Annotated in this window: 24 protein-coding genes; 13 read left to right on the top strand and 11 right to left on the bottom strand. The window is 66.2% G+C overall.

The features are described from left to right. The first annotated feature begins 51 nt into the window (after positions 1-51). A complete protein-coding gene (locus tag ACIQCM_RS12155; protein ID WP_400607218.1) occupies positions 52-2,334 on the top strand; it encodes a heavy metal translocating P-type ATPase in 2,283 nt (760 codons plus the stop codon). Between the two features lie 27 nt (positions 2,335-2,361). Here ACIQCM_RS12155 and ACIQCM_RS12160 read toward each other — a convergent pair whose 3' ends face one another. Next, positions 2,362-2,634, bottom strand: a complete 273-nt coding sequence (locus ACIQCM_RS12160) for a DUF2277 domain-containing protein (RefSeq protein WP_400607216.1) — start codon at positions 2,632-2,634, stop codon at positions 2,362-2,364. A 32-nt stretch (positions 2,635-2,666) separates the two neighbouring features. Then, positions 2,667-3,677, bottom strand: a complete 1,011-nt coding sequence (locus ACIQCM_RS12165; RefSeq protein WP_400607214.1) for an EamA family transporter — start codon at positions 3,675-3,677, stop codon at positions 2,667-2,669. Positions 3,678-3,748: 71 nt separating this feature from the next. On the opposite strand from ACIQCM_RS12165, the gene ACIQCM_RS12170 reads away from it, so the two are divergent. Then, complete coding sequence (locus ACIQCM_RS12170) at positions 3,749-4,309, top strand: CGNR zinc finger domain-containing protein (RefSeq protein WP_400607212.1); 561 nt, start codon at positions 3,749-3,751, stop codon at positions 4,307-4,309. A gap of 41 nt (positions 4,310-4,350) precedes the next feature. Here ACIQCM_RS12170 and ACIQCM_RS12175 read toward each other — a convergent pair whose 3' ends face one another. Both ACIQCM_RS12175 and ACIQCM_RS12180 read right to left on the bottom strand, forming a co-directional pair. Continuing rightward, on the bottom strand, positions 4,351-4,740 hold the full coding sequence (locus tag ACIQCM_RS12175; protein ID WP_400607209.1) for a hypothetical protein: 390 nt from the start codon (positions 4,738-4,740) through the stop codon (positions 4,351-4,353). A gap of 104 nt (positions 4,741-4,844) precedes the next feature. Further along, the gene (locus ACIQCM_RS12180; RefSeq protein WP_400607207.1) at positions 4,845-5,435 is read right to left on the bottom strand and encodes a hypothetical protein; all 591 of its coding nucleotides are present in this window, start codon (positions 5,433-5,435) and stop codon (positions 4,845-4,847) included. Positions 5,436-5,566: 131 nt separating this feature from the next. On the opposite strand from ACIQCM_RS12180, the gene ACIQCM_RS12185 reads away from it, so the two are divergent. From ACIQCM_RS12185 to ACIQCM_RS12215, 7 genes are all read left to right on the top strand, one after another. Next, positions 5,567-6,373 (top strand): DeoR/GlpR family DNA-binding transcription regulator, encoded by an 807-nt coding sequence (locus ACIQCM_RS12185; protein ID WP_400607205.1) that lies wholly within the window; start codon positions 5,567-5,569, stop codon positions 6,371-6,373. After that, complete coding sequence (locus ACIQCM_RS12190) at positions 6,370-7,233, top strand: inositol monophosphatase family protein (RefSeq protein ID WP_400607203.1); 864 nt, start codon at positions 6,370-6,372, stop codon at positions 7,231-7,233. The genes ACIQCM_RS12185 and ACIQCM_RS12190 overlap by 4 nt, the downstream gene beginning before the upstream one ends. 85 nt (positions 7,234-7,318) lie before the next feature. After that, positions 7,319-8,023 (top strand): glycerophosphodiester phosphodiesterase, encoded by a 705-nt coding sequence (locus ACIQCM_RS12195; protein ID WP_400633681.1) that lies wholly within the window; start codon positions 7,319-7,321, stop codon positions 8,021-8,023. Further along, a complete protein-coding gene (locus ACIQCM_RS12200; protein WP_400607197.1) occupies positions 8,004-8,813 on the top strand; it encodes a glycerophosphodiester phosphodiesterase in 810 nt (269 codons plus the stop codon). Before ACIQCM_RS12195 ends, ACIQCM_RS12200 begins: the two co-directional genes overlap by 20 nt. 5 nt (positions 8,814-8,818) lie before the next feature. Continuing rightward, positions 8,819-9,904: a carbohydrate ABC transporter permease gene (locus ACIQCM_RS12205; protein WP_400607441.1), complete on the top strand. Its 1,086-nt coding sequence runs from the start codon at positions 8,819-8,821 to the stop codon at positions 9,902-9,904. Beyond that, positions 9,897-10,790, top strand: a complete 894-nt coding sequence (locus ACIQCM_RS12210) for a carbohydrate ABC transporter permease (protein ID WP_400607195.1) — start codon at positions 9,897-9,899, stop codon at positions 10,788-10,790. Before ACIQCM_RS12205 ends, ACIQCM_RS12210 begins: the two co-directional genes overlap by 8 nt. Before the next feature lie 21 nt (positions 10,791-10,811). Further along, entirely contained in the window at positions 10,812-12,143 is a 1,332-nt protein-coding gene (locus ACIQCM_RS12215) for an extracellular solute-binding protein (protein WP_400607192.1), read from the top strand. A gap of 24 nt (positions 12,144-12,167) precedes the next feature. On the opposite strand, the gene ACIQCM_RS12220 is transcribed toward ACIQCM_RS12215, so the two are convergent. Then, on the bottom strand, positions 12,168-13,523 hold the full coding sequence (locus ACIQCM_RS12220; protein WP_400607189.1) for an MATE family efflux transporter: 1,356 nt from the start codon (positions 13,521-13,523) through the stop codon (positions 12,168-12,170). Between the two features lie 127 nt (positions 13,524-13,650). Here ACIQCM_RS12220 and ACIQCM_RS12225 point away from each other — a divergent pair, with 127 nt between their 5' ends. Beyond that, positions 13,651-14,631: an acyl-CoA thioesterase gene (locus tag ACIQCM_RS12225; protein WP_400607186.1), complete on the top strand. Its 981-nt coding sequence runs from the start codon at positions 13,651-13,653 to the stop codon at positions 14,629-14,631. Here the strand turns inward: ACIQCM_RS12225 and dnaB are convergent. Next, positions 14,628-16,010: a replicative DNA helicase gene (gene dnaB / locus ACIQCM_RS12230; protein ID WP_400607183.1), complete on the bottom strand. Its 1,383-nt coding sequence runs from the start codon at positions 16,008-16,010 to the stop codon at positions 14,628-14,630. The two genes, ACIQCM_RS12225 and dnaB, sit on opposite strands and share 4 nt — an antisense overlap. Positions 16,011-16,670: 660 nt before the next feature. Here dnaB and ACIQCM_RS12235 point away from each other — a divergent pair. Beyond that, positions 16,671-17,237 (top strand): hypothetical protein, encoded by a 567-nt coding sequence (locus ACIQCM_RS12235; RefSeq protein WP_400607180.1) that lies wholly within the window; start codon positions 16,671-16,673, stop codon positions 17,235-17,237. Between the two features lie 64 nt (positions 17,238-17,301). Here the strand turns inward: ACIQCM_RS12235 and ACIQCM_RS12240 are convergent, their stop codons facing one another. After that, positions 17,302-18,795 carry a GntP family permease gene (locus tag ACIQCM_RS12240; RefSeq protein ID WP_400607177.1) on the bottom strand — a complete coding sequence of 498 codons (1,494 nt, stop codon included), beginning with the start codon at positions 18,793-18,795 and terminating at the stop codon, positions 17,302-17,304. 157 nt (positions 18,796-18,952) lie between these two features. On the opposite strand from ACIQCM_RS12240, the gene ACIQCM_RS12245 reads away from it, so the two are divergent. Together ACIQCM_RS12245 and ACIQCM_RS12250 are read left to right on the top strand one after the other, a co-directional pair. Continuing rightward, positions 18,953-19,675, top strand: coding sequence for a FadR/GntR family transcriptional regulator (locus ACIQCM_RS12245; protein WP_400607176.1), 723 nt, complete (start codon positions 18,953-18,955; stop codon positions 19,673-19,675). Position 19,676: 1 nt separating this feature from the next. Further along, positions 19,677-20,453 (top strand): SDR family NAD(P)-dependent oxidoreductase, encoded by a 777-nt coding sequence (locus ACIQCM_RS12250; protein WP_400607174.1) that lies wholly within the window; start codon positions 19,677-19,679, stop codon positions 20,451-20,453. Positions 20,454-20,474: 21 nt separating this feature from the next. Here ACIQCM_RS12250 and ACIQCM_RS12255 read toward each other — a convergent pair whose 3' ends face one another. The 4 genes from ACIQCM_RS12255 to ACIQCM_RS12270 all read right to left on the bottom strand — a co-directional run bounded on the left by ACIQCM_RS12255 (position 20,475) and on the right by ACIQCM_RS12270 (position 22,658). Then, positions 20,475-21,101: an FMN reductase gene (locus tag ACIQCM_RS12255; RefSeq protein ID WP_400607171.1), complete on the bottom strand. Its 627-nt coding sequence runs from the start codon at positions 21,099-21,101 to the stop codon at positions 20,475-20,477. Between the two features lie 143 nt (positions 21,102-21,244). Beyond that, on the bottom strand, positions 21,245-21,697 hold the full coding sequence (gene rplI, locus ACIQCM_RS12260) for a 50S ribosomal protein L9 (RefSeq protein WP_377216328.1): 453 nt from the start codon (positions 21,695-21,697) through the stop codon (positions 21,245-21,247). An 18-nt stretch (positions 21,698-21,715) separates the two neighbouring features. Continuing rightward, positions 21,716-21,955: a 30S ribosomal protein S18 gene (gene rpsR, locus ACIQCM_RS12265; protein ID WP_003800144.1), complete on the bottom strand. Its 240-nt coding sequence runs from the start codon at positions 21,953-21,955 to the stop codon at positions 21,716-21,718. A gap of 127 nt (positions 21,956-22,082) precedes the next feature. Continuing rightward, entirely contained in the window at positions 22,083-22,658 is a 576-nt protein-coding gene (locus tag ACIQCM_RS12270; protein WP_400607169.1) for a single-stranded DNA-binding protein, read from the bottom strand. Between the last annotated feature and the right edge of the window lie 43 nt (positions 22,659-22,701).

The raw sequence follows: 22,701 nt of genomic DNA on the forward strand, positions 1-22,701 counted from the left end.
CGCCGCTGGGCGACCCCCTCGGCGGACCCCGGACCGTCCCAAGGAGACGCCATGAGCAGCCAGGAACTCCTCAACCAGCCGGGCAGCCGGGTGGTAGAGCTCGACATCGAGGGCATGACCTGCGCCTCCTGCGTGGCGCGGGTGGAGAAGAAGCTCGGCAAGCTGGACGGTGTGGCGGCCTCGGTCAACCTCCCGCTGGAATCGGCCCACGTCACAGTACCGGCCGGCATCACGGATGAACAGATCACGGCAACCGTAGCGGCGGCCGGCTACAAGGCACGGGTCCGGGTGCCTCAGGAGTCGGCCATCGATGCCGGGGACCTGCCCACGGAACCAACCGCGCACGGCGAATCCCACGCCGCCGGCACCCTCCGCCCGCGCCTGATCCTCGCGGCTGTACTGACACTGCCGGTCTTCCTGATCTCGATGGTCCCGGGCTTCCAGTTTCCGCACTGGGGCTGGGCCGCGGCGGCACTCTCGCTGCCGGTGGTCACGTGGGCGGCCTGGCCGTTCCACCGCGCGGCCGCAGTGAATGCCCGGCACCTTGCCTCCACCATGGACACGCTGGTCTCCATCGGCGTGACCGCCGCCTACCTTTTCTCCGCCTGGCAGCTGCTCGCCGATCCGCGAATGACGGAGCACCCGGGCATGGAAGGGATGGACACCGGCGGCCTGTACTTCGAGGTGGCCGCCGTGGTCACCACCTTCCTCCTGCTGGGCCGCTACCTGGAGGCCAACGCCAAGCAGAAGGCCGGTGATGCCCTCAAGGCCCTCCTGAACCTGGGCGCGAGGGATGCCACCGTGCTGCGGGACGGTACCGAGCTGCGGGTGCCCGCGGAGACCCTGCAGGTGGGCGACGTCCTGGTGGTCCGGCCCGGCGAGAAAATCGCCACGGACGGTGTGGTGGTCGACGGGAATTCCGCAGTTGACGCCTCCCTGGTCACCGGCGAATCGGTGCCGGTGGAAGTGGGACCGGACAGCCGCGTCACCGGCGCCACCATCAACACCTCCGGCCGGCTGCTGGTCCGGGCAACCCGGGTGGGCAGCGAAACCACGCTGGCGCAGATGGCCCGGCTGGTGTCCCAGGCGCAGACGGGCAAGGCACCCATCGCACGGCTGGCGGACCGGATCAGCGCCGTCTTCGTTCCGGTGGTCCTGGCCATCGCCGTGGTGACCTTCGCGGCATGGCTGGTCACGGCAGGGCCGGACATCACCTCCGGTGAGCTGCGCGCGGCCTTCACCGCCGCCGTCGCGGTTTTGGTCATTGCCTGCCCCTGCGCCCTGGGGCTGGCCACGCCGGTTGGCCTGCTGACGGGTACCGGGCGCGGCGCCCAGCTGGGCATCCTGATCAAGGGCCCGCAGGTCCTGGAGGACACCCGGACGGTGGACACCATCCTGCTGGACAAGACCGGCACCGTGACCACCGGGGTGCTCGCGGTGGACTCCACCATCGCGTTCGGGGGCCTCGATGCCGCCCGGGTGCTGCGCCTGGCGGGCGCGGTGGAAGCCGCCTCCGAGCACCCCATTGCGCACGCCATTGCGGCTGCAGCACGGGATGCGGCCGACGACGGACGCCTGCCTTCCGTGGAAAAGTTCAGTTCCGCGCCGGGGGGCGGAGTTACCGGAACCGTGGACGGGCAGCTGGTCATCGCCGGCCGGACCGGGTGGCTGGAGCAGAACGGCGTGGCCATCAGGGCGGAGCAGCGCAAGGCCCTGGCGGCGGCTGAGGATGCCGGCGCAACCGCCATCTGGGTGGCCGTCGACGGGGAGGTGGCCGGGATCGTGAGCCTCCGGGACTCCATTAAGGACGGGTCCGCGCAGGCAGTGTCCCGCCTCCGGGAACTCGGGCTGCGGCCCATCCTGCTGACCGGCGACAACGCCGCCGTGGCCGCCCAGGTGGCTGCCGCCGTCGGAATCGCTGCGGCGGATGTCTACGCGGGCGTCCTGCCGGAGGGGAAAGTGGACGCCGTCCGGAAGCTGCAGGCCGCCGGCGCCACCGTGGCCATGGCCGGGGACGGCGTGAACGACGCCGCGGCGCTGGCTCAGGCGGACCTTGGCATTGCGATGGGGTCGGGAACGGATGTGGCCATCGAGGCCGCGGACCTGACCGTGATGGGCAACGACCTTGCCCAGGTGGCGCAGGCCATCGAGCTGTCCCGGCGCACGCTGGCCACCATCAAGACCAACCTGTTCTGGGCGTTCTTCTACAACGCCGTGGGCATTCCGGTGGCGGCCCTGGGGCTGCTCAACCCGATGATTGCCGGCGCCGCGATGGCCGCGAGTTCGGTGCTGGTGGTGACCAACTCGCTGCGGCTGCGGAGCTTCGGCAAGTAGCCACGTCCGCCGCTGCCGGCCGGCGCGTCAGGCCGTGCCGTAGCGTACCGCGGCGCGCGCCTTGGCCTTGGCGGCCTCGGTGTCGCGGTCCTTGGGCGGCGCCTGGGTGACGAGGGCGTCCAGGAGGTGCTGGGTGATGTGCGCGATCTCATGGACGGCATGGTCGAACGCATCCTGGTTGGCCTTGGACGGCTTGGTGCTGCCGCTGATCTTGCGGACATGTTGCAGGGCCGCGGCGTGGACCTCCTCGGAGGTGGCGTGCGGCTCGAAGTTGTGGAGGGTTCGGATGTTCCGGCACATAACCCCATGCTAGGCCCGCGCCGGTGGATGCGTCAGGGGACGGGTTCGACGTCGTTCGCGTGCTCCAGCGGTGAGGGCTGCCCGGGTGCCGCCCGCCGGAGTTCATCCAGCCGGACCAGGACCACGCCGCCCACGATCAGGACGCCGCCCAGCAGCTGGATGGGACCGGGCAGTTCGCCCAGCAGGAGCCAAGCCCAGAGGACGGCGAACAGCACCTCGGTGAGGGAGACGAAGGACGCCACCTTGGAGCCCAGGGCACGGGCGGCCATGATTCCGGAAACGTAGGCGAACACGGTGGCCAGGACCACGAGCCCGGCCACGGAGACCCACCAGGGCGTGACCCATGGACCGAGCCGGGTATCGGCTGTGCTGAAGGCCATGGGGAGCAGGCCGGTGGCTGCGGCCAGCCACATCACGGCGGCGCCCACCAGGAGCCCGCCGGAGGCCAGGACCAGAGGCGGAAGGGTGTCGTTCTCCTTGGCCGTGATGAAGAAGTAGATGGCCAGGCAGACGGCGGCCGCCATGCCCCAGAGGACGCCCACCAGGTCGATCCGGATGGCGCCGGTCAGGTCCAGCACCAGCACCAGGCCGCCAAGGGACAGCAGCGTGCCGCCGAACGTCAGGGCGCTGGGCCGACGCCGGCTCGCAGCCCAGAGCCACAGGACGATGAGGACGGGCGCCAGGTATTCGAGGAGGAGGGCCACCCCCACGGAGAGCCGGGCCACGGCGTTGAAGTAGAACAGCTGGCAGGCCGCGACGCCAATCAGGCCGAACAGCACGATGGTGAGCCAGTTGTCCCGCAGCTGGTGCCACCTGCCGCGCAGGGCGGGGAGGGCGGGCACGGCCAGGATCAGCGCCGCACCCGTAAGCCGTGCGGTGACCGCCGCCCCGGGGGACCAGCCGGTCTCCAGCAGCGCCTTTCCGAAGGACCCGGAGATCCCAAAGACTGCGGAAGAGAACAGCGCGATGCCCAGGCCGGACGCCAGGAAGCCGCCGCCTGGCTGCTGCAGCCGGGCGGAAGTGGACTTGTTAACGGCTGGCACCGCGGCCTCCTGTCAGGAGTAAAGTGGGGTAATGCCCCTGACATTACGCCTGCAGCCTGTAAGGAGTCAAGATGGTCTTTGCCCCTGACACTGAAGTGGCACTGCGCACGGTGGTGAACCTGATCAACTCCGCGGCCAACGGCACCGAAGGGCTTGCTTCCGCGGCCGATCTTGACGCGTTCCTGGCGGCGGAGGGGTTTACCGGTTCCCGGACGCACGACGCCACGGAACTGGCCAGCGTGCACGGGCTCCGCAGCCAACTGGCGGAGCTGTGGACCGCGAACCAGGATGCCGCGGTGGAGATCATCAACCGGCTGCTCCGGGAGGCCAATGCACTCCCGCAGCTGGTCCGGCACGACGGCTGGGACTGGCACCTGCACGCCACCACGCACGAGGCGCCGCTGGCGGACCGGATGGGCACGGAAGCGGCGATGGCCCTGGCGGACGTGGTCCGCGGCAAAGAGATGGACCGGCTGCGAAGGTGCGAGGCGGAGGACTGCAACGCGGCGGTGCTGGATCTCACCAGGAACCGGTCAAAGCGCTACTGCGACACCGGGAATTGCGCCAACCGCGTGCACGTCGCGGCCTATCGAGCCCGTCAGGCCGCCGGGGGCGGGGGGCTGGCGGATTGAAAACCGTCCCCTCGGGCCGCCAAGGGGCAGCGAAGTAAGGGCTAGCGGCCGGCGGGACCTGCGGGGCCGCCGTCGGACGCTGCCGGCGGCTCCTGGCCATCCTGAAGGCCTTGGTTGTCCCGGGTACCCTGCGCGCCGAATCCGTGGGACGGACGCTTGGCGGAGGAGAGGTTCACGCCGGAGCCCTTGCCCAGGTGCTCGGCATTTTCCTTGTAGCTCATGGATAACATCGCGGCAATCACCAGGGTGACGATGAAGGCAATGCCCGCTCCGGTGAACGCAAGGTCGAAGCGCGGCTCGCGGGCGCTTCCGCCAGACGCGAAGATCAGGACCGCCACGAAGGCCACAACGGCCCAAAAGGCGGAGAACATCAGCGGCCCCTTCACCGAGGTCCGCAGGTTGCGCGGTTTGCCTGGATGCTGGTCTGCCACGGTGGTTCCTCCCTGCAGGCGGCGCACGGCCAACCTGGATTGCGTGATGTGGTGGTGTTTCCCGGCGGTGTTTCTACAGGAAGTAGAACCGGTCCCCTCCTAGTTTACGGGTTACCCGCGGCGCCGCGGGCATCGTGCCGGAGGGTCAGGCCGGCCAGGATCCACAGGACGCCCGAAATGATTGCCCCGCCGCCGGTAACCCCCAGCAGCGCATGGGCGCCCAAGGCGGTAAAGAAGGGCAGGGCAGCAGCCGTTCCGAGTCCGATGACGCCGGAGGCGATCCAGTCGCGCGCCAGGACATGCCGGCCGCGGAACCTAAGGCCACACGCCAGTTCCAGGGCGCCGGCAACGCCCAGGCCGAGCGCGGCGATCACAGCGTAGAGCAGGTCACCATTCAGGAGTACGACGGCGAAGCCCGCTCCGGCGAGCACGGAACCGGTGGCGGACAGCAGCTTCCCCGGGGTGGACTTCGGGGCGAATCCCGCCGCCGGGACGCCCCGCAGGACGGTCAGGCCGGTGGCCAGCAGGTAGAGCCCCCCGACCCAGCCCATCACTTCGATGGAGGGAGAGGGCCAGAAGATCGTCACCGCGCCGAACACCAGTGCCGCTGCGGAGCGGAGCACGACGGGCTTCCAGAGGTCCGGGCGGGGGTCGGTGCCGGCTGCCATGCCTGCCGGGGTCAGTGGTTGTGTCACCGGTTCAGTTTAGTGCGCCCTCACCGGGCACCCACGCCTTGAAACTTTCCCCTGGCTTTGCGTGGTATTCACTTGGGCTCTCACTTCCGTTGGTGCGTTCTGGTTTTTCTTGATGGAAATGGGAGGTTTTGATGGTTTTGGAAATACCCGCACTACGGCTTGAGCGGTTGAAGGAACTGATTACCGACGGGGGTGCACTGTCCGTGCGGACGGCCATGTCCGTCCTCGATGTTTCCGAGATGACCGTCCGCCGGGATTTCGCCGCGCTGGAAGACCAAGGACTGGTGCAGCGCACCCGCGGAGGGGTGGTCGCGACCGGGCGTATCGCGGCCGACGTCTCCTACAGCCAGCGTGAGCAGCATGAAGCTGCCGCCAAGATGGACATCGGCGTCAAGGCGCTGGGCCTGGTCAAGGACGGGGACATCCTCTTTATCAGCGGCGGAACCACCTGCCTGGCCTTCGCACGGGCACTGCGTGGCAGGCGGCGCGTGACGGTGATCACCAATGCCGTCACGGTACTTACGTACCTGATGACAGACCCTGGCATGACGGTGCTGGCCACCGGCGGTGTGGTTTCCGCTCAGGACCAGGACATGACTGGACCGGTGGCCGCGGCTGCCCTGGCCCGGTTCCGCGTAAACAAGGCGTTCATCGGCGCCTCGGGCGTCAGCGCGGAGGGTGTCTTCAACTCCAACCAGGCCAGGGCCGCCACGGATGAGCTCATGGTCAAAGCCGCGCGGCACGCGTATGTCCTCGCGGACCGAACCAAGCTCGAAGCCGTAGCACTTGCGCTGGTTGCGGGACTGGAGTCAATCGACGGGCTTGTAACCGACTCAATCCCCGCGGACGCCACCCTTGAATGGCTGGACGACGCAGGCGTGCAAACACTCATCGCGGGCGGGGAGGGTGCCACCCCAAGCGAGGGAACCAACCCATGAGCGTGTTTGAACAGTCGAAGCGTATGAACGTCCAAAGTTCCGTTGACTTCTCCACAGCAGTTCGGCTCTCGGCGGAGGAGGCGGCCCTCAACGTCAGGGAGCTGCTCTGCGAAGGATTCCGCAGTCCGGGATCCCCCGACCTCAAGGGCGATCCCCACGACCTTGTCACCAAATATGACCGGCTGGCCGAGGAATCAATTAGGGCCACGATACTCAACGCGTTTCCCGAAAGCCGCGTCGTCGGCGAGGAAGGCGGCTCACGGGGCGGAGGCGACCTCACCTGGCACGTTGACCCCATCGACGGTACATCGAACTTTGCCGGCGGAGTGCCCTTCTTTTGTGTCTCCATAGGCGTCGAATACCACGGATCCCTCATTGCCGCCGTCGTTTTTGATCCGCTGCGGCAGGATCTCTTTTCCGCTGATCTGGCCGGCGCGTACCGCAACGGCGTCACCATGAAGTCCTCGGGAGCCGGCAGGGACCGCGACGCCGTCCTTGCCACGGACTATCCCGACCCGCGGCAGCGGGGTTTCGATACGAATGGGCGTCCCGAGACTGAGATCTTTGGTGAGCTCACCCACGCTTTCAGGACAGTGCGGCGCCTGGGTTCAGGAGCGCTGACCCTGGCCTACGTGGCCGCCGGCCAACTTGACGCGACCTTGGGGGTCAATGCCAAGTCCTGGGACGTAGCCGGCGGGATCATGCTGGTCCGGGCCGCCGGAGGCCAGTTCCATCCCGCTTCCCTCCCTGCTCTGCCCGCCGCGCCTGCATGGGCGTGCGAGGCATACGTCGCAACTGTCCAGGAGCTGGACATTAACACCTCCATCCTCAACACCGTCCTCGGGGGCCTCCATGCCTAGTCAGCTCTTCAACCGCCACAGCGGCACCGAACGACCATTACTGGTCGCGCACCGCGGCGATCAGTACGGGGCTCCCGAAAACACGATGGCCGCGTTTAGGCAGGCCACGGCTCTTGGCGCGGATGTCATAGAACTGGATGTCCAGCTTTCGCGGGACGGCGTCCCCGTCGTCATCCATGACGACACCTTAGACCGCACGACTAACGGTTCGGGAGCGGTCAGGTGCATGGACTGGGACCAGCTGGTGCAGCTCGACGCGGGCAGCTGGTTTGGAAGCGGCTTTGCGGGAGAGGGCATCCCCGCACTGGGGGACGTCCTTGCGTGGGCCGCGGACTGCGGGGTTGGGCTCCTGATCGAAATCAAGACCCATCCGGTTCACGATCCCGACGCCGCGGAGCTGCTGGCCGCGTTCTTCGGGGCCCGGCAGCTTCCCAATTGTGCGATTTACAGCAGCGACCACGTCCTTCTCCAGGACCTGGCCACCGCTGTTCCGGAACTGGCGAGGGGCGCCCTCGTGAATGAACGAACACCCTTCCTGCCGCAAATCCTCCGCATCACGGAATCGAAATTGTTGAGCCAGTCCGTCTGGGTCCTCACGCCGGACACCGTGCGGGATGCCCAGGAGGCGGGCGCCGTCGTCTGTTCGGAAGCCCGCTATCCCGCTGACGTTCGCATGCTCGCCGGCTGGGGAGTCGACCTCATCGTTTCCAACCGCATCCCGTTGGTCCACCTCGCCGGGGAACTCCGGCGTGTCAATGAAATGAGGCACCATGACACTGCCCGCCTTTAAGGTTCCGGTCGACGGCCCTCCGCTGATCTCCGCGCATCGGGGAGCCGGCAACATGGCGCCGGAAAATACGCTCGCCGCATTTGAAGCAGCCCTGGAAAAGGGGGCGACGATGATCGAGCTCGATGTGCACCTGAGCTCGGACGGCGTCCCCATGGTCATCCACGACGTCACCACGGCACGAACGACCGGAAAGAACGGATACGTTTCTGAGCAGGCCCGCGCGGAACTGCAAGGTTTGGATGCAGGCTCATGGTTCGGGCCCGGCCACGCCGGGCAGCGGATCCCCTCATTTGAGGACATCCTCGACTGGGCCAAGGACCGTGTCTACCTGAACGTGGACGTCCGCAACTACCCCGGACTCAGTTCCTACGACACGGGTCTGACGGCCCGCGCCGTTACCGACGCAGTGGCACGCACAGGGATGCTGGAGCAGGCCGTCATCCAGTGCCTCGACCACCAACTGGCAGTTGAAGTCCGGCGGAGGCGCCCGGATGCCATCACGGGCATAACCTTTCATGGCCGGGCCGCCGATCTCGCGGGAATGGCCCGGACTGCCGGCGCCACCCTCATTAGTGGTGATGCGGCATTCAGCACCGGGGAGGTGGTCGCCGGCCTGCATGCAGCCGGTATCGGCTGGATGACCACTGCCGAGCTTCGGCTCCCGGGCCTCGCCGACAACCCCGACCTGATTGCCGCTTCTTCGCGGAGGTTGCGGGATATCGGCACCGACATCATTGTGACGGACGACGTTGACGCCACGCTGGCGGCCCTGCGGGAGGGCACGGCGTGACGCTCATGAAGGCTCCCGGCGCAATGCATGGAAGCGGAAATGCAGCCCCGTCCGCGCCGGCCAGGCGCAGAAAGCCGCGGACGGACTGGAGCGCGTACCTCTACGTGTTCCCTGCCACCGTCCTGCTGCTGGTATTCAGCATCTGGCCGCTCTTCTTTGGCTTTTGGATCAGCCTGTGGAAGTGGGGGATCGGGCCGCAGAAATTCGTCGGATTCGCCAATTACGCGGCCATCTTCACCCGCGACCTGGTCCAGGACAATGGTGCGGGCACCCTGGCTCCCGGCCCCATCGGCCAGGCACTCCTGAACACTGCGTACTACGTTGCCGGATCGGTCGCGGTTTCCATCGTGCTCGCCTTCGTACTCGCTTATCTCCTCTTTCGCATCAAGACGTTCCGGAACACGCTGCAGTCGCTGTTCTTCCTGCCGTACGCCACGACCATCGTGGCGAGCGCGCTTGTCTTCATCTGGATCTTCGACCCGCAGCTCGGCATCGCCAATGCCGTCCTCAAGGGCCTTGGCCTGCCTGCCCAGACCTGGCTGCTGGACCCAACCCCGGCAGCTGCCCGGTTCATCAGCCTCGTCACCGGAACTCCCGCCGCGGAGGTGACCAATCCCTATATGGGACCCAGTGTGGCCATGTGCGTGGTCATCCTGTTCAACATTTGGAACACGCTGGGCTTCAGCATCATGATCTACCTCTCCGGGCTGGCATCACTGCCGGCCGAACTTCTCGACGCGTGTGCACTGGATGGTGCCGGCGAGCGGCAGACCATCCGACACATCGTGCTCCCGCTCATGAAGCCCACAACGCTCTTCCTGCTCATGTACAGCACCGTCCACTCGTTCAAATCCTTCACGCCAATTTTCTCCCTGACCCAAGGGGGCTTCAGCGGGGGCAACGGCACCCAGGAAGCGGGCGGTCCGTTAGGAACCACCAACGTCCTGACCACAGAGATCTTCAACAATTTCTACCAACGGCAGGACCAGGTGGGATACGCCTCAGCGGTGTCGTTCCTCCTCCTCGCGCTTCTCATCACGCTCACCCTCGTTCAATTCCGCCTTCTCGGCCGGAGGTCCGACTTTGACTAGTTCACCAACGCGGCGCAGGCCCCTTACGTCGCCGACCCTGATCCCACTGCTCATTCTGGTGCCGGCCGCCATCATCATGGTGTTCCCGTTCATGTGGATGGTGCTCTCTTCACTGAAATCCAGCTCCGAACTCACCCAGGTGCCACAAGCCCTGTTCCCCGAGACTCTCCTCTGGTCCAACTTCGCTGAAGTCTGGAATCAGCCGCCCCTTACCTTCGGGAGGTTCTATGTAAATTCCTTCGTCCTTGCCTTTGTTGGCACCATCCTTAAAGTCACGACGTCGGTGCTTGCCGCCTACGCATTTGCAACGATGCGCTTCCCAGGCAGAAACGTACTGTTCGTACTCTTCCTGGCCACCACGATGATTCCCGGGGAAGTAACCCTGATTCCGAACTTCATCACCATTCGGCACCTGCCGTTCCTGGGCGGGAACGACTGGACGGGCGCCGGCGGCCAGGGCCTGTACAACAGCTACGCCGGCATGATCGTGCCAGGCGCAGCGGACGCCTTCAGCATCTTCCTGCTTCGCCAGGCCTTCTTGTCCATCCCGGGCGACTACTGGGAAGCGGCGCGGCTGGATAACTGCGGACGGTTCCGCTACCTGGTCTCCATCGCACTGCCGATGATCCGGCCTGCCCTGGCGGTGGTCATCATCCTCTCCGTCTTTGAGTACTGGAACTCGCTGCTGTGGCCCTTGGTCTCCACCGACAGCGATGAAATCCGCCCAGTGCAGGTCGGAATCCTGTACCTCCAGGGCCAATTCAACGCCCAGCCCAACCTGGTGATGGCGGCGGCTGCGCTCAGCATCATCCCAATTCTTGTCCTCTACCTCTTCGTCCAACGGCAGTTCCGCGAGTCTGTGGCGCATTCAGGCCTTCGCGGCTAAACAACAATCAAAGGAAAATCGATGCGATCCCCAAAATCCAAAACTATTGCCCTGGCTCTCACGGGCCTCCTGGCCCTCACAAGCGCAGGCTGCAGCATGGTGTCACCGGTTGCCCAGGAATCCGCCAGCGCTGCGGCCATCCCGTCCGAATTAACCGAACCGGTGACGGTCACGTTCTGGGAGCGGTACTGCGACGACGGCGTCAAGCAGGCCGTTGAGCGCTTCAATGAGATCCACAAGGGCAAGATCACCGTGGACAGCGTCTGCGTAGGCGGCGGAGAAAGCAACCTGGCCTCCAAGATCCAGGCAGCTGCGGCGGGCGGCGGCCTTCCCGATGTCGCCACAGCATCCGAGCAGTACGTTACCCAGTACCGCAAAGCCGACCTGCTGGTGCCGTTGGACCCCTACATCGAATCATCCAAGTGGGGCATTGGAACCCCGGAAAAGGATGATTTCCTCCCGGCCTCGCTGGCCAGAACGTCTCTTCCCGCGTACGGGGGACAAACGCTTACCTGGCCATTCGGGAACACCGCGAACGCCCTCTACGTCAACATGGACCTGCTCAACAAAGCCGGTGTCACGAAGGCTCCCACCACGTGGGATGAATTCGCCGCCGCAGCATCAGCCATCAAGACCAAGACCGGCATGGCAGGCTGGGCAGCGGGCCCCGGTGACGGCCCGGACCTGTTGAACGCTGTCTGGTCTTCTGGTGTCCCCTGGGTCAGCGAAGACGGAACCAAGGCGCAACTGGACAGCCCGGAAACAGTCAGCGTCCTGACGCAGTGGAAGGACCTGTTCGCCGCGGGCCACGCGGAGGTTTCGAGCAACTACAAGTCCATGTTCACCAGCGGCAACGCGGGGATGGTCTTCGCCAGCACCGGATACACCACCACGTGGGCCAAGGACCTTGGCAAGACGGAATGGGACATCGCCATGTTCCCCCACGGAAAGGGCCAGGAACCCCTCACTGAAATGTTCGGGTCAGTCACGGAAATGTTCCGCAGCACTCCCGAGAAGCAGCTCGCCAGCTGGCTCTTCATGAAGTATCTCGCGTCAGCTGAGAACCAGGCAGCGATGTGCCCGGTGGAAGGCTGCCTTCCGGCAACAAAGTCCAGCACGGACTCCGGCGAGATCGCCAAAGCGGCGCAGGCGGTTCCACAGTTCGGAGCAGCCATCACCGAGATCGCCCCGCATGCCCGGCTGCTGCCGCAAAGCCCCGCGTTGTCCGAAGTGCGCGGCAAGATCGCTGGAGACATCCTGGACCAGGTCCTTGCGGGAACACTGACTCCGGAACAGGCCAGCCGGCAGCTCCAGGCTAAAGCCCAACAGGCCATCGACAGGAACAACGGCTGACGCCAGATTGACCCGGCCGCGAATTCAGTTCGCTCCGGAACCGAGCACCATCCACCGGTCCGACCGGGCCCTGAATCCCAGGGTCAGGGCCCGGGCCGCCATGTAGCCCAGTGCGAAGGCGGCCCAGAGCCAGCCCAGCCCGGCCGGGCCGGTGGTGCCGGCCAGGGCGACGGCGCCCAGCAGCGGAGCGTACGCGGCAACGTTGGCCAGGCCTGCAAGGGCAAGGTAGCGGGCGTCGCCCGCGCCAATGAGCACCCCGTCCAGCACAAAGACATACCCGGCCATCGGCTGGCCCGCGGCTACGGCCCACAGCGCCACCGCGAGGGCCCACTGCACCTGTGGGTCCGGCGTGAAGAGGCGGCCCAGCCACGGGGCCGCGGCGGCCAGCAGCAGCCCCGTTGCCACGCCCAGGCCGATGCCCCAGCGGGTCATGGTCCGGGTTAGCAGCCCGGCACGGGCCGGGCGGCCGGCACCCAGCTCCTTGCCGATCAGCGCCTGCGCGGCGATGGCCAGGGCATCCAGGCCGAAGGCCAGGAAGGAGAAGATCGTCATGGCCAGCTGGTGGGCCGCAAGGTTGACTGGACCCTGCGCGGTGGCAACCAGGACGGTGGCCAGAATGGCCACGCGCAGGCTGAGCGTGCGGAGCATCAGCCACGATCCCACCTTCGCCATTGCCCGGATGCCGCGCCATGAGGGGCGCAGCGGCACTCCATGGCCGGCAGCGTAACGCCTCACCATCAGCACATACACGAGGGCCATGGCCCACTGGGCCACGCTGGTCCCCGCCGCGGAGCCCGCCACGGACCAGCCCAGGCCGTAGACCAGCCAGAAGTTCAGGACAATGTTCAGTCCGAACCCGGCGGTGGCCACCACCAGCGGAGTCCGGGTGTCCTGCAGCCCCCGAAGCACGCCGGTCCCTGCGAAGACCAGCAGCATGGCCGCCAGGCCGGGCATGGACCAGCGGAGGTACTCCACTGCGAAGGTACGCACCTCCCCCTCGGCTCCGAGGAGGTCCACGAGCGGTCCCGCAGCGGCAAAGCCGGCCACGGCGAGGGCCGAGCCCAGGACCAGCGCCAGCCATACGCCGTCGCGCCCTGCAGCCAGTGCCTTGCCCGGCTGCCCCTCCCCCACGGCGCGCGCCACGGCGGGGGTGGTGGAGTAGGCGAGGAACACCATGAGTCCGACGGCGGTGTGCAGCACCGCGGATGCCAGGCCCACGCCTGCCAGTTGAGCCACGCCGAGGTGTCCCACGATGGCCGAATCCGCGAGCAGGAACAGCGGCTCGGCCACCAGTGCTCCGAACGCCGGAACGGCCAGGCGCAGGATTTCCCGCGCGTGCCCACGGGTGGACTGCGAGGCGGTAGCGGGAGGGATTGGCACGGTGCCAGCCTAAACCGTGCCGGCTGCCGGCGCGGCGGAAGGTGAGAGAGCGTTCCGGTTCAGGGCGCATTAAGTGAGAGAGCGTCACAAGTGGGGCGGAGCGGGGCCACGTCCTACAGTGGGCACCATGACTGCGACCGGCCCCGCCAACTCCGTGACCCTCCGCTTCCTGGCAGCGCCCATGGACGTGGGACACAGCGGATCCGTCGACGCCGGGACCGTTCTCGAATGGGTGGACAAGGCCGCCTATGCCGCCGCCGTCGGCTGGGCCAAGTCCTACTGCGTCACCGCCTACGTGGGCAACATCCACTTCGCCGACCCCGTAAACAGCGGCGACATGGTGGAGGTGGAGGCAACCATCGTCTACACGGGCCGGTCCTCGATGCACATCCGCACCGTGGTCTCGTCCGGGGATCCCAAGGGCGGTCCGGCCAGGATGCGCAGCCAATGCCTGGTGATCTTCGTGGCCGTCGGCGAGGACGGCAAGCCCATCCCCGTCACCCAGTTTGAACCGCGCACTCCGCAGGAGATCGAGGAGCGCGACCATGCCCTGGCGCGCATCAAGGTGCGCGAGCAGATCGTCGAAGCCATGAACCGTCAGGAATATACCGGCGCCGGGACCGCCGAGCGGGTGACCCTGCGGTTCATGGCCGCCCCCACCGATGTGAACTGGGGCGGCAAGGTCCACGGCGGCATCGTGATGAAGTGGATCGACGAGGCCGCCTATGTCTGCGCCTCCCGCTATTGCGGCCGGGACACGGTAGCGGTCTTCTCCGGCGGCGTCCGCTTCTACCGTCCACTGCTGATCGGCCACGTGGTGGAGGTGGAGGCGCGCCTGGTCTACACCGGCACCAAGGGGATGCACATCGCCGTCCATGTCCGCTCGGGCGACCCCAAGGGCGGGGAACTTCAGCTCACCACGTACTGCCTCACCGTGATGGTGGCGCGCGACGACGACGGGAACTCCGTGCCGGTCCCGGCCTGGGTACCGGTCACCGAGGAGGACAAGCGGTTGCACGCCCATGCCCGCGAACTGCTCGAAATCCGCGGCACCGCGCCGGGAAACAGGCTGCCCAACCACCTGCTGGCGCAGGCGGGCGAGCCCTAGAAGCCGCCTCCGCCGGCGTCTCCGGCCATGTTGGCGAACCGGGAGTAGTGGCCCTGGAACGCCACCACGATGTCCTTGGTGGGGCCGTTACGGTGCTTGGCCACCAGGATGTCCGCCTCCCCGGCGCGCGGAGACTCCTTGTCATACACATCTTCGCGGTGCAGCAGGATGACCATGTCCGCGTCCTGCTCGATGGAGCCGGACTCACGAAGGTCCGACACCATGGGGCGCTTGTCCTGGCGCTGCTCCGACCCACGGTTCAGCTGTGACAGCGCGATGACCGGCACCTGAAGTTCCTTGGCGAGCAGCTTGAGGGCACGCGAGAATTCGGAGACTTCCTGCTGGCGGGATTCAACCTTCTTGCCGGAGCTCATCAGCTGCAGGTAGTCGAGGATGACCAGCTTGAGGTCGTGCTGCTGCTTGAGCCGGCGGCACTTGGCCCGGATCTCCATGAGCGACATGTTGGGGCTGTCGTCGATAAACAGCGGCGCATCGTTCATCCGGCCCATGGTGGTGGCGATCTTGGACCACTGCTCGTCCTTGATGGTGCCTTTCCGGAGGTCCTGGAGCCCGATGGTGGCCTCGGCGGACAACAGGCGCATGGCGATCTCGTTCCGGCCCATTTCGAGCGAGAACATAACCGTGGACAGGTTGTTCCTGATGGCCGCGGAGCGTGCGAAGTCCAGCGCAAACGTGGACTTACCGACGGCAGGGCGGGCGGCGATGACGATCATCTGGCCGGGGTGCAGGCCGTGGGTCAGCTCATCGAGCTCGTAGAAGCCGGTGGGCACACCGGTCATGCCCTCACCCCGGTGGCCGGACGCTTCGATCTCATCGACCGTCGATTCCATGACGTCCTTGAGGACCACATAGTCCTCCGCGGTGCGTCGCTCCGCCACGGCGTAGACCTCAGCCTGGGCCTGGTTGACCAGATCCTCGACTTCGCCGTCGGAGCCGTAGCCCAGTTGGACGATCTTGGTGCCGGCATTCACCAGGCGGCGCAGCACCGCGCGTTCGGCCACGATCTCGGCGTAGTAGCCGGCATTGGCGGCGGTGGGAACGGTCTGGATAAGTTCGTGGAGGTAAGCCGGGCCGCCGATCCGGTTGATCTCGGCCCGCTTGGTCAGCTCATCGGAAACCGTGACGGCGTCGGCGGGCTCACCGCGGCCGTAGAGGTCGATGATCGCTTCGTAGATCGTTTCGTGTGCCGGCCGGTAGAAGTCCTGGCCGCGGAGGATTTCCACCACGTCCGCGATGGCGTCCTTGGAGAGCATCATGCCGCCCAGCACGGACTGCTCGGCGGCGATATCCTGGGGAGGCTTCCGGCCCGAGTCCGATCCCCGGGTGGTCTCGACCGTATCCAAGTGCGCGATTGACAATGCTGCCGTCCTCAATTTGTACCGGCCCCGGAGGCGCCGATGGTTGTCCATCCTGCCGGGCCGGCCCTGGTTTCCCGCCTCCGGTTCACCGCGCCAGCCCTACATGCACAGCTATACCCGCCTCCACCGACAACGGCCGCTGCCTGCCGGCGGGCCAGTTATCCCCAGTCTCCACAGGTTTTCCACAGAGGCTGCTTCGGCGGTCCGCAGGGGGTGCCCAAGACCGCCTTTCGGCAGCGGGGGCGGCAGTGTAAAACGAGTACCCCGCAACGGTAGCCGCCCTACAGTCCCCTGCAAAGCCGGGAAGCCGGGCAACGTGTGGATAACCTGTGCACTACAGGGCATACCTTGTGCACAGTCTGTGGGAAAGGCTGTGGACAAAGAAAAACTTTCATCGCAAAATCGGCGCTGACCTGCGGAAACGTTCCCTCCAGCATGTGGAGTAAATATTTCTTTTGTGGAATTTCATCCACAGACCGGGGGCGCCAGGAGCGCGCCGCGAGGGCAGCCTCATCGCCCTGACCCGCTGCCCGGAGGGGGCAGGCAGCCCTATATGCTTTCCATCGACCACATGGATGCGGGCCGGCACATGAAGGAGCCGCATCCATGCAGCGCGGCGAATATTGCTGTGGAAAACCCTCACTGGCTTAAGCTTGGAGTATGGGTGAAACGCTTGTAGTCCCTGTCCTGATCCTCCTGGCAGTGGCTGCGGGGGTACTTCTTGTTGCCCGCGCCGCGGCGAGGCGGAAGCCGGCGGCGGGACCTCCGGCACCTGCCCCCAATACCGCGGAACTGGCCCGCAGCGCCGCCGCCAAACTGTCAGAAGATGAACACCGCCGGCTGTACGCCCTGATCGCGCAGGGACAGGCCATGGCTGCCATCAAGCTGTACTACGAAATCAGCGGAGCCGGCCTGCGCGCCTCGCGGGACGCCGTCGGCGCCCTCGCGGCCCATCCCCAGCCGTACCGGAGCCCCGAAACGGCCCCACCCGCCGTCGACGATGACGCGGACGAACCCGAGCGGTTCCCCTACCGGTACCGGGCCATCGCCAGCAAGGGCGACGTGACCCGCGAAGTGAGCAGCAACATGCTCAATGACGAGATCTACGGCAGGATCCGCACCCTGGCCCGCAGCGGCGACCTTGAGGCCGCCGCTGCTGCCCTCAGCCGGCACTCGGACATCACGCTGGTCCAGGCGCGCGAGTTCATCTCGCTGCTGGAGGACTAAAAGAACGGCCACGGCCCCCGGAACTGGTGCAGTTCCGGGGGCCGTGGCGTTAGGGCCGGTTTGCTTAGCCCATCACCAGGTTGAGGATGAACAGCAGCGGAATCGAGCCCGCCCACACGGCCGTGGTGATGCCGGACCAGCCGCGCAGCGCCGCTGTCCCGTCCAGGCCGGTGAACCGGGTGACCACCCAGAAGTAGGAGTCGTTGAAGTAGCTCAGGATCATGGATCCGGCGGTGCAGGCGACTGCCGCCACCAGCGGGTCGATGCCAAGCGTTCCCACCAGGGGTGCGGTGACGGAAGCAGCGGTAATCATGGCGACCGTACCCGAGCCCTGTGCCAGCCGGACCAGCGTGGCCACGAGGAACGGTACCAGGAATGCCGGCAGGGCAGTCGCGGCAATGGCCTCGGCCAGCGCATCGCCCACCCCGGAGGTGCGCAGCACCTGGCCAAGGGCGCCGCCGGCACCGGTGATCAGCAGGATGAGGCCGGCGGAGGCGGCGGCATCGGCGAACCAGTGCTGCACCTTGTTGCGCGGGGTCCAGCGGGGCAGCAGGACATAGACGGCCAGCAGCACACCGATGGTCAGCGCGATGACGGGGTTGCCGATGAACGCGAAGGGGACCACCCAGTCGGAGGGCTCGTACTTGCCGCCCACAACACCCTGGGCGTTCTGGTCAATGGCGCCGGTCACCGTGTTGAGGATGATCAGCAGTAGCGGCACCAGCAGCGGCAGCGAGGCCAGGAAGGCGCCTACGCGGTGCGGCTTGGCACCTGCCGGCGGCGTGCCGAGCTCCAGCTCGGGATCGTCGGGGAGATCGGCAGCGTTATCCGCGTCGACGTCGTGATCTGCGATATCGACGGAACCTCCGCGGTGCGAACCTTCAGCGGCACCAACCAGCGCCGCACGGCCATAAACTGCGGCGCGCACTTCTTCGCTGACCGAGGATTCCAGCTTGGGGCCAATCCACTTGGCGTAAACAACCACGATGGGCAGCAGCAGGACCGTGAAGGCAAGGCCCGTAAGAATGACCGCACCGAGGTCAGCGCCGAGGAGGCCGGAGACGGCGAGCGGGCCCGGCGTCGGCGGCACCAGGTGGTGCGTCAGGGTCATGCCGCAGCCGAGTGCCAGCGCCAGGGTCACGTAGCCGGCGCGCTTAACCCGTGCGATGGAGCGTGCCAGCGGGTTCATGATGACGTAGCCGGAGTCGCAGAACACCGGGATGGACACCAGCGCGCCCACCGTTCCCAGCGCCCACGGTTCGCGTCCCTTGCCAAAGAGGCGCAGGAAGGCGAGGGCAAGTGCGTTGGCGGCACCGGAGACCTCCAGGATCTTGCCGATGGCAACGCCCAGGCCGATCACGATGCCGATGGAGGCAAGCGTGTTCCCGAATCCGGTGGTGATGGCCTTGGTGATGTCCAGTGCGGACTGACCGGCCACGAGGCCTGTGACCAGTGATGCGATGAGCAATGCCACGAAGGCATCCAGGCGGGTGCGCAGGACCAGGACGACGATCGTCGCGATGCCCAGAACCAGCGCCAGTAAGAGTTGTAGATCCACGTTGATTTACTCCTTGGGGAAAGACCGACGGGCGACGTGCCCGGCCGCTCCTCGAAGGTGCCGCGACGTTTCGGCAACGAATTGACTCCATCGAGTGACTGGTGCCACACTACTTGCACATAAGACATCTGACAAGTGCAGCGATGGAGGTGCGTCGATGAGCCGGAATACGCTGGCAGTTGCGGTGTTTGAGGACCTTCTGGAGCGGATACTGAACGGGGAGCTCAAGCCCCGCGAGCCTCTGCCGTCCGAGCCGGAGATCGCCCGGGAGGCGGATGTCAGCCGCCTGACCGTGCGGGAGGCCCTGAAGACCCTTCAGGCGCAGAACATCGTCACGGTGCGCCGCGGCCTGGGCACATTCGTGAATCCCGTGGAAGAGTGGACTGGCCTGGAAGCCATCCTCCGGGCCGCCTCCCGCGGGACCGGCGGGGACGAGGTGGCGCTGCGCCTGCTTGAGGTGCGCCGAATGGTGGAAACGGGCTCTGCAGAACTCGCCGCCAAGAACGCCCGCCCGGAACACCTGGCGGCCATGCACGAATCGATCCGCGAACTGGAGGACGCCCACGCGGCCGGAGACCTGGACCGCGTCACGGTGGCCGACCTCGCGTTCCATGACATCGTGTTGCGCGCCTCGGCCAACCCTTTCCTGCCAGCACTTCTGGGGCAGCTGGGAAACCTGCTCTACTCCACGCGACGAGAGACCTCCGCCTTCGTGGAGGTGCAGCGCCACGCCATCGAGCACCACCACCTGGTACTGGCCGCGATCGAGACCGGAAACCCGGAGACGGCGCGCAAGGCCATGGAAGACCACATCAACCAGACATACGACGACTACGAACGTTTTATCAACAACCAGGAACCCGACACAGGAGCTGAATAGCATGACCGAAACGGCAACTTTCCCCGCCCAGCGCACCGCGGTACTCACCGGTGCGGCCTCGGAGCGCGGCATCGGCCGCGCCACTGCGGACCGCCTGGCCAGCGAAGGCTGGAGCATCGCCATCCTCGATATCGACGGCGAAGCTGCCGCGCAGGCGGCGAAGGAAATTGCGGAACGCCACGGCGTCCAGGCCCTTGGACTCCGCACCGACGTCTCCGACGAGGCGTCCATTGACGCAGCCGTCAGCCGCGTTGAGGCCGAGCTTCCGCCGATCGTTGGCCTGGCCAACATCGCCGGCATCAGCTCCCCGCGCCCATTCATGGAGGAAACCAAGGAGGGCTGGGAGCGGGTCTTCGCCATCAACATGACGGGCACGTTCCTGGTGACCCAGCGCGTCCTGGGCGGCATGATCGACCGGAAGCTCGGCCGCGTTGTGAGCATCTCCTCGATCTCCGCGCAGCGCGGCGGCGGAACCTACTCCAAGGTGGCCTACAGCTCCGCCAAGGCCGGCATCATCGGCTTCACCCGCGCGCTGGCCCGGGAGATGGGCGAGCACGGCATCACCGTAAACGCCATCGCACCGGGTCCGGTGGATACCGACATCATGGGCGGCACCCTCACGGACGAGCGCAAGAAGGAAATGTCCCGCGACATCCTGGTGGGCCGGGTGGGCACTGTGGGCGAGATGGCCGCCCTCATGTCCTTCCTCATGGGCGAGGACGCCGGTTTCATCACCGCCGCCACTTACGACATCAACGGCGGGCTGCAGGTTTCCTAGCGTCCATACAGCCTGCGCCGCTTACCGGCCTCCGCTGATTCCCGCCAGGAGTTCTTCGAACGGCAGGGATCCGGCGGGGGCCGGTTTGCGGTTCGGCTGGACACCTTCCAGCAGCCGGGAAAACTCCCCGGCGGCCCGGTCGATGCGCGCTGAAAGCGAGGAGCCGCCGTCGCCCGCGGTGCCCCAGTCCTGCGGCCCCGCGAAGACAGACGTGGCAGCCATCCTGGTGCGCAGGTAGGTGAACAGCGGCCGCATGGCATAGTCAAGCACCATCTGGTGGCGTTCCGTTCCGCCGGTTGCACCCAGCAGCGCTGCCTTACCGTCCAGCGACGTCGGATCGAGGACATCGATGAAGGACTTGAAGAGGCCGCTGTAGGAGGCGCTGAAGACCGGGCTTACGGCGATGATGCCGTCCGATGCCTCGACGCCGGCGATGACCTCGGCTAACCGGGGCGCGGCGTAACCGGTCACGAAGTTGTTGGCGATGTCCACGGCAAGATCGCGTAGTTCGACCGTCTCCACCTGCACGGCGTAGCCTGCTGCCGACAGCTGCCTTTCAGCTGCCGCGGCGAGCTGGTCGGCCAGCAGGCGGCTCGACGACGGGACGCCGAGGCCGGCGGACAGTACGGTGATGCGGCGGGTTTCCATGGGGCGCTCCTGGTGCTTGCTCTGCCTTATATGCATATGCATCTACGTGGAGAACCCGCGCTCCGCCGGAAGTATTCCCGGCCATGAGAAAACCCCCGCCGCCGGAGTCCGGCGACAGGGGTTTTCGCGTGCAGCAGTAAAAACTACTTGCCAGCAACCACGTTGAGGTCGATCACAGCGGAAACGTCCTCGTGGAGACGGACGTTGGCCTGGTAGGAACCAACCGACTTGATGTGAGCCGGCAGTTCAACCTTGCGCTTGTCGATGCGGCCGAGGCCAGCGGCCTCAACAGCGTCAGCAACGTCGGCCTGCTTGACGGTGCCGAACAGGCGGCCCGTCTCACCGGCCTTGACAACCAGCTGGACCGGCTTGGCGGAGAGTGCAGCGGCCTGCTTCTGAGCGTCTTCCAGGGAAGCGTGCTCGCGGGCGGCGCGGGCGGCCTTGATGGACTCAACCTGCTTCTCGCCACCCTTCGACCAGGTCAGGGCGAAGTTGCGGGGCAGCAGGTAGTTACGTGCGTAACCGTCCTTGACCTCGACAATGTCGCCAGCAGCACCGAGACCGGTAACTTCGTGGGTCAGAATGAGCTTTGCCATGTTAGTTAATCCCTTTCCTTAACCGCGGCCAGCGCCGGAGTAAGGCAGCAGAGCAACTTCGCGGGCGTTCTTGATTGCCTGTGCGATCTTGCGCTGTTCCTGGACCGTAACGCCGGTGACGCGACGGGCGCGGATCTTGCCGCGGTCGGAGATGAACTTGCGCAGCAATGCTACGTCCTTGTAGTCGATGACAGTGATGTCAGCGGCCTTCAAGGGGTTGGACTTTGGTTTGGGCTTACGGAGTTCAGCCTTAGCCATCGTGGAGCTCCTATTCTAGGGAGCCCGTGGATGTTGATCCACGGGATGGTGGTGGTCCGACGGCGGCAGTCACCTTGGGCGCCTCAGGCACCCGGGCGGTCCCGGCGTCGGGCCTTAATAATGGTTTTTAGAAGGGAGGTTCGGAGTCGGGGCCGTTGCCCCAGCCGCCGGCGTTGGAGACACCGGGCGTGGCCCAGGGATCGTCCTGGCCGGACTGCTGGCTGTTGCCGCCGCCCCACCCGCCGGAGTTGCCGCCCTGGTTTCCGCCAGGGTTGCCGCCTCCGAAGCCACCGCCGCCGTTACCGCCACCGAAGCCGCCGCCACCCTGTCCGCCGGAGCGCTGGGTACGGTTGACCTTGGCATTGGCATAGCGCAGGCTGGGGCCGATTTCGTCGACCTCAAGCTCGATTACGGTGCGCTTTTCGCCTTCTTTGGTTTCGTAGGAGCGGCTCTTCAGCCGGCCGGTCACAATCACGCGCATCCCCTTGGTCAGGGATTCGGCGACGTTCTCGGCTGCTTCGCGCCAGACGGACGCGCGGAGGAACAGGGTTTCCCCGTCCTTCCACTCGTTGGACTGGCGGTCAAAGGTACGCGGGGTGGAAGCAATGGTGAAGTTCGCTACTGCCGAACCGGACGGTGTGAACCGCAATTCCGGGTCATTGGTGAGATTACCGACGACCGTGATAGTGGTTTCGCCTGCCATCTACTGCCTCCTTGGTTCCTGGGTGAAGAGTACGTTTCCTGCG

It is taken from the genome of Pseudarthrobacter sp. NPDC092439 (genome assembly GCF_044754945.1).
In the GTDB taxonomy this organism is placed as follows: Bacteria; Actinomycetota; Actinomycetes; order Actinomycetales; family Micrococcaceae; genus Arthrobacter.

Coding starts and splice junctions, on each gene's coding strand:
- ACIQCM_RS12170 (WP_400607212.1), top strand. CDS start 3,749: ATGGTCTTTGCCCCTGACACTGAAGTGGCACTGCGCACGGTGGTGAAC.
- ACIQCM_RS12185 (WP_400607205.1), top strand. CDS start 5,567: ATGGTTTTGGAAATACCCGCACTACGGCTTGAGCGGTTGAAGGAACTG.
- ACIQCM_RS12190 (WP_400607203.1), top strand. CDS start 6,370: ATGAGCGTGTTTGAACAGTCGAAGCGTATGAACGTCCAAAGTTCCGTT.
- rpsR (WP_003800144.1), bottom strand. CDS start 21,955: ATGGCTAAGGCTGAACTCCGTAAGCCCAAACCAAAGTCCAACCCCTTG.
- ACIQCM_RS12205 (WP_400607441.1), top strand. CDS start 8,819: ATGAAGGCTCCCGGCGCAATGCATGGAAGCGGAAATGCAGCCCCGTCC.
- rplI (WP_377216328.1), bottom strand. CDS start 21,697: ATGGCAAAGCTCATTCTGACCCACGAAGTTACCGGTCTCGGTGCTGCT.
- ACIQCM_RS12200 (WP_400607197.1), top strand. CDS start 8,004: ATGACACTGCCCGCCTTTAAGGTTCCGGTCGACGGCCCTCCGCTGATC.
- ACIQCM_RS12215 (WP_400607192.1), top strand. CDS start 10,812: ATGCGATCCCCAAAATCCAAAACTATTGCCCTGGCTCTCACGGGCCTC.
- ACIQCM_RS12235 (WP_400607180.1), top strand. CDS start 16,671: ATGGGTGAAACGCTTGTAGTCCCTGTCCTGATCCTCCTGGCAGTGGCT.
- ACIQCM_RS12160 (WP_400607216.1), bottom strand. CDS start 2,634: ATGTGCCGGAACATCCGAACCCTCCACAACTTCGAGCCGCACGCCACC.
- ACIQCM_RS12225 (WP_400607186.1), top strand. CDS start 13,651: ATGACTGCGACCGGCCCCGCCAACTCCGTGACCCTCCGCTTCCTGGCA.
- ACIQCM_RS12245 (WP_400607176.1), top strand. CDS start 18,953: ATGAGCCGGAATACGCTGGCAGTTGCGGTGTTTGAGGACCTTCTGGAG.
- ACIQCM_RS12270 (WP_400607169.1), bottom strand. CDS start 22,658: ATGGCAGGCGAAACCACTATCACGGTCGTCGGTAATCTCACCAATGAC.
- ACIQCM_RS12195 (WP_400633681.1), top strand. CDS start 7,319: ATGGCCGCGTTTAGGCAGGCCACGGCTCTTGGCGCGGATGTCATAGAA.
- ACIQCM_RS12155 (WP_400607218.1), top strand. CDS start 52: ATGAGCAGCCAGGAACTCCTCAACCAGCCGGGCAGCCGGGTGGTAGAG.
- ACIQCM_RS12255 (WP_400607171.1), bottom strand. CDS start 21,101: ATGGAAACCCGCCGCATCACCGTACTGTCCGCCGGCCTCGGCGTCCCG.
- ACIQCM_RS12250 (WP_400607174.1), top strand. CDS start 19,677: ATGACCGAAACGGCAACTTTCCCCGCCCAGCGCACCGCGGTACTCACC.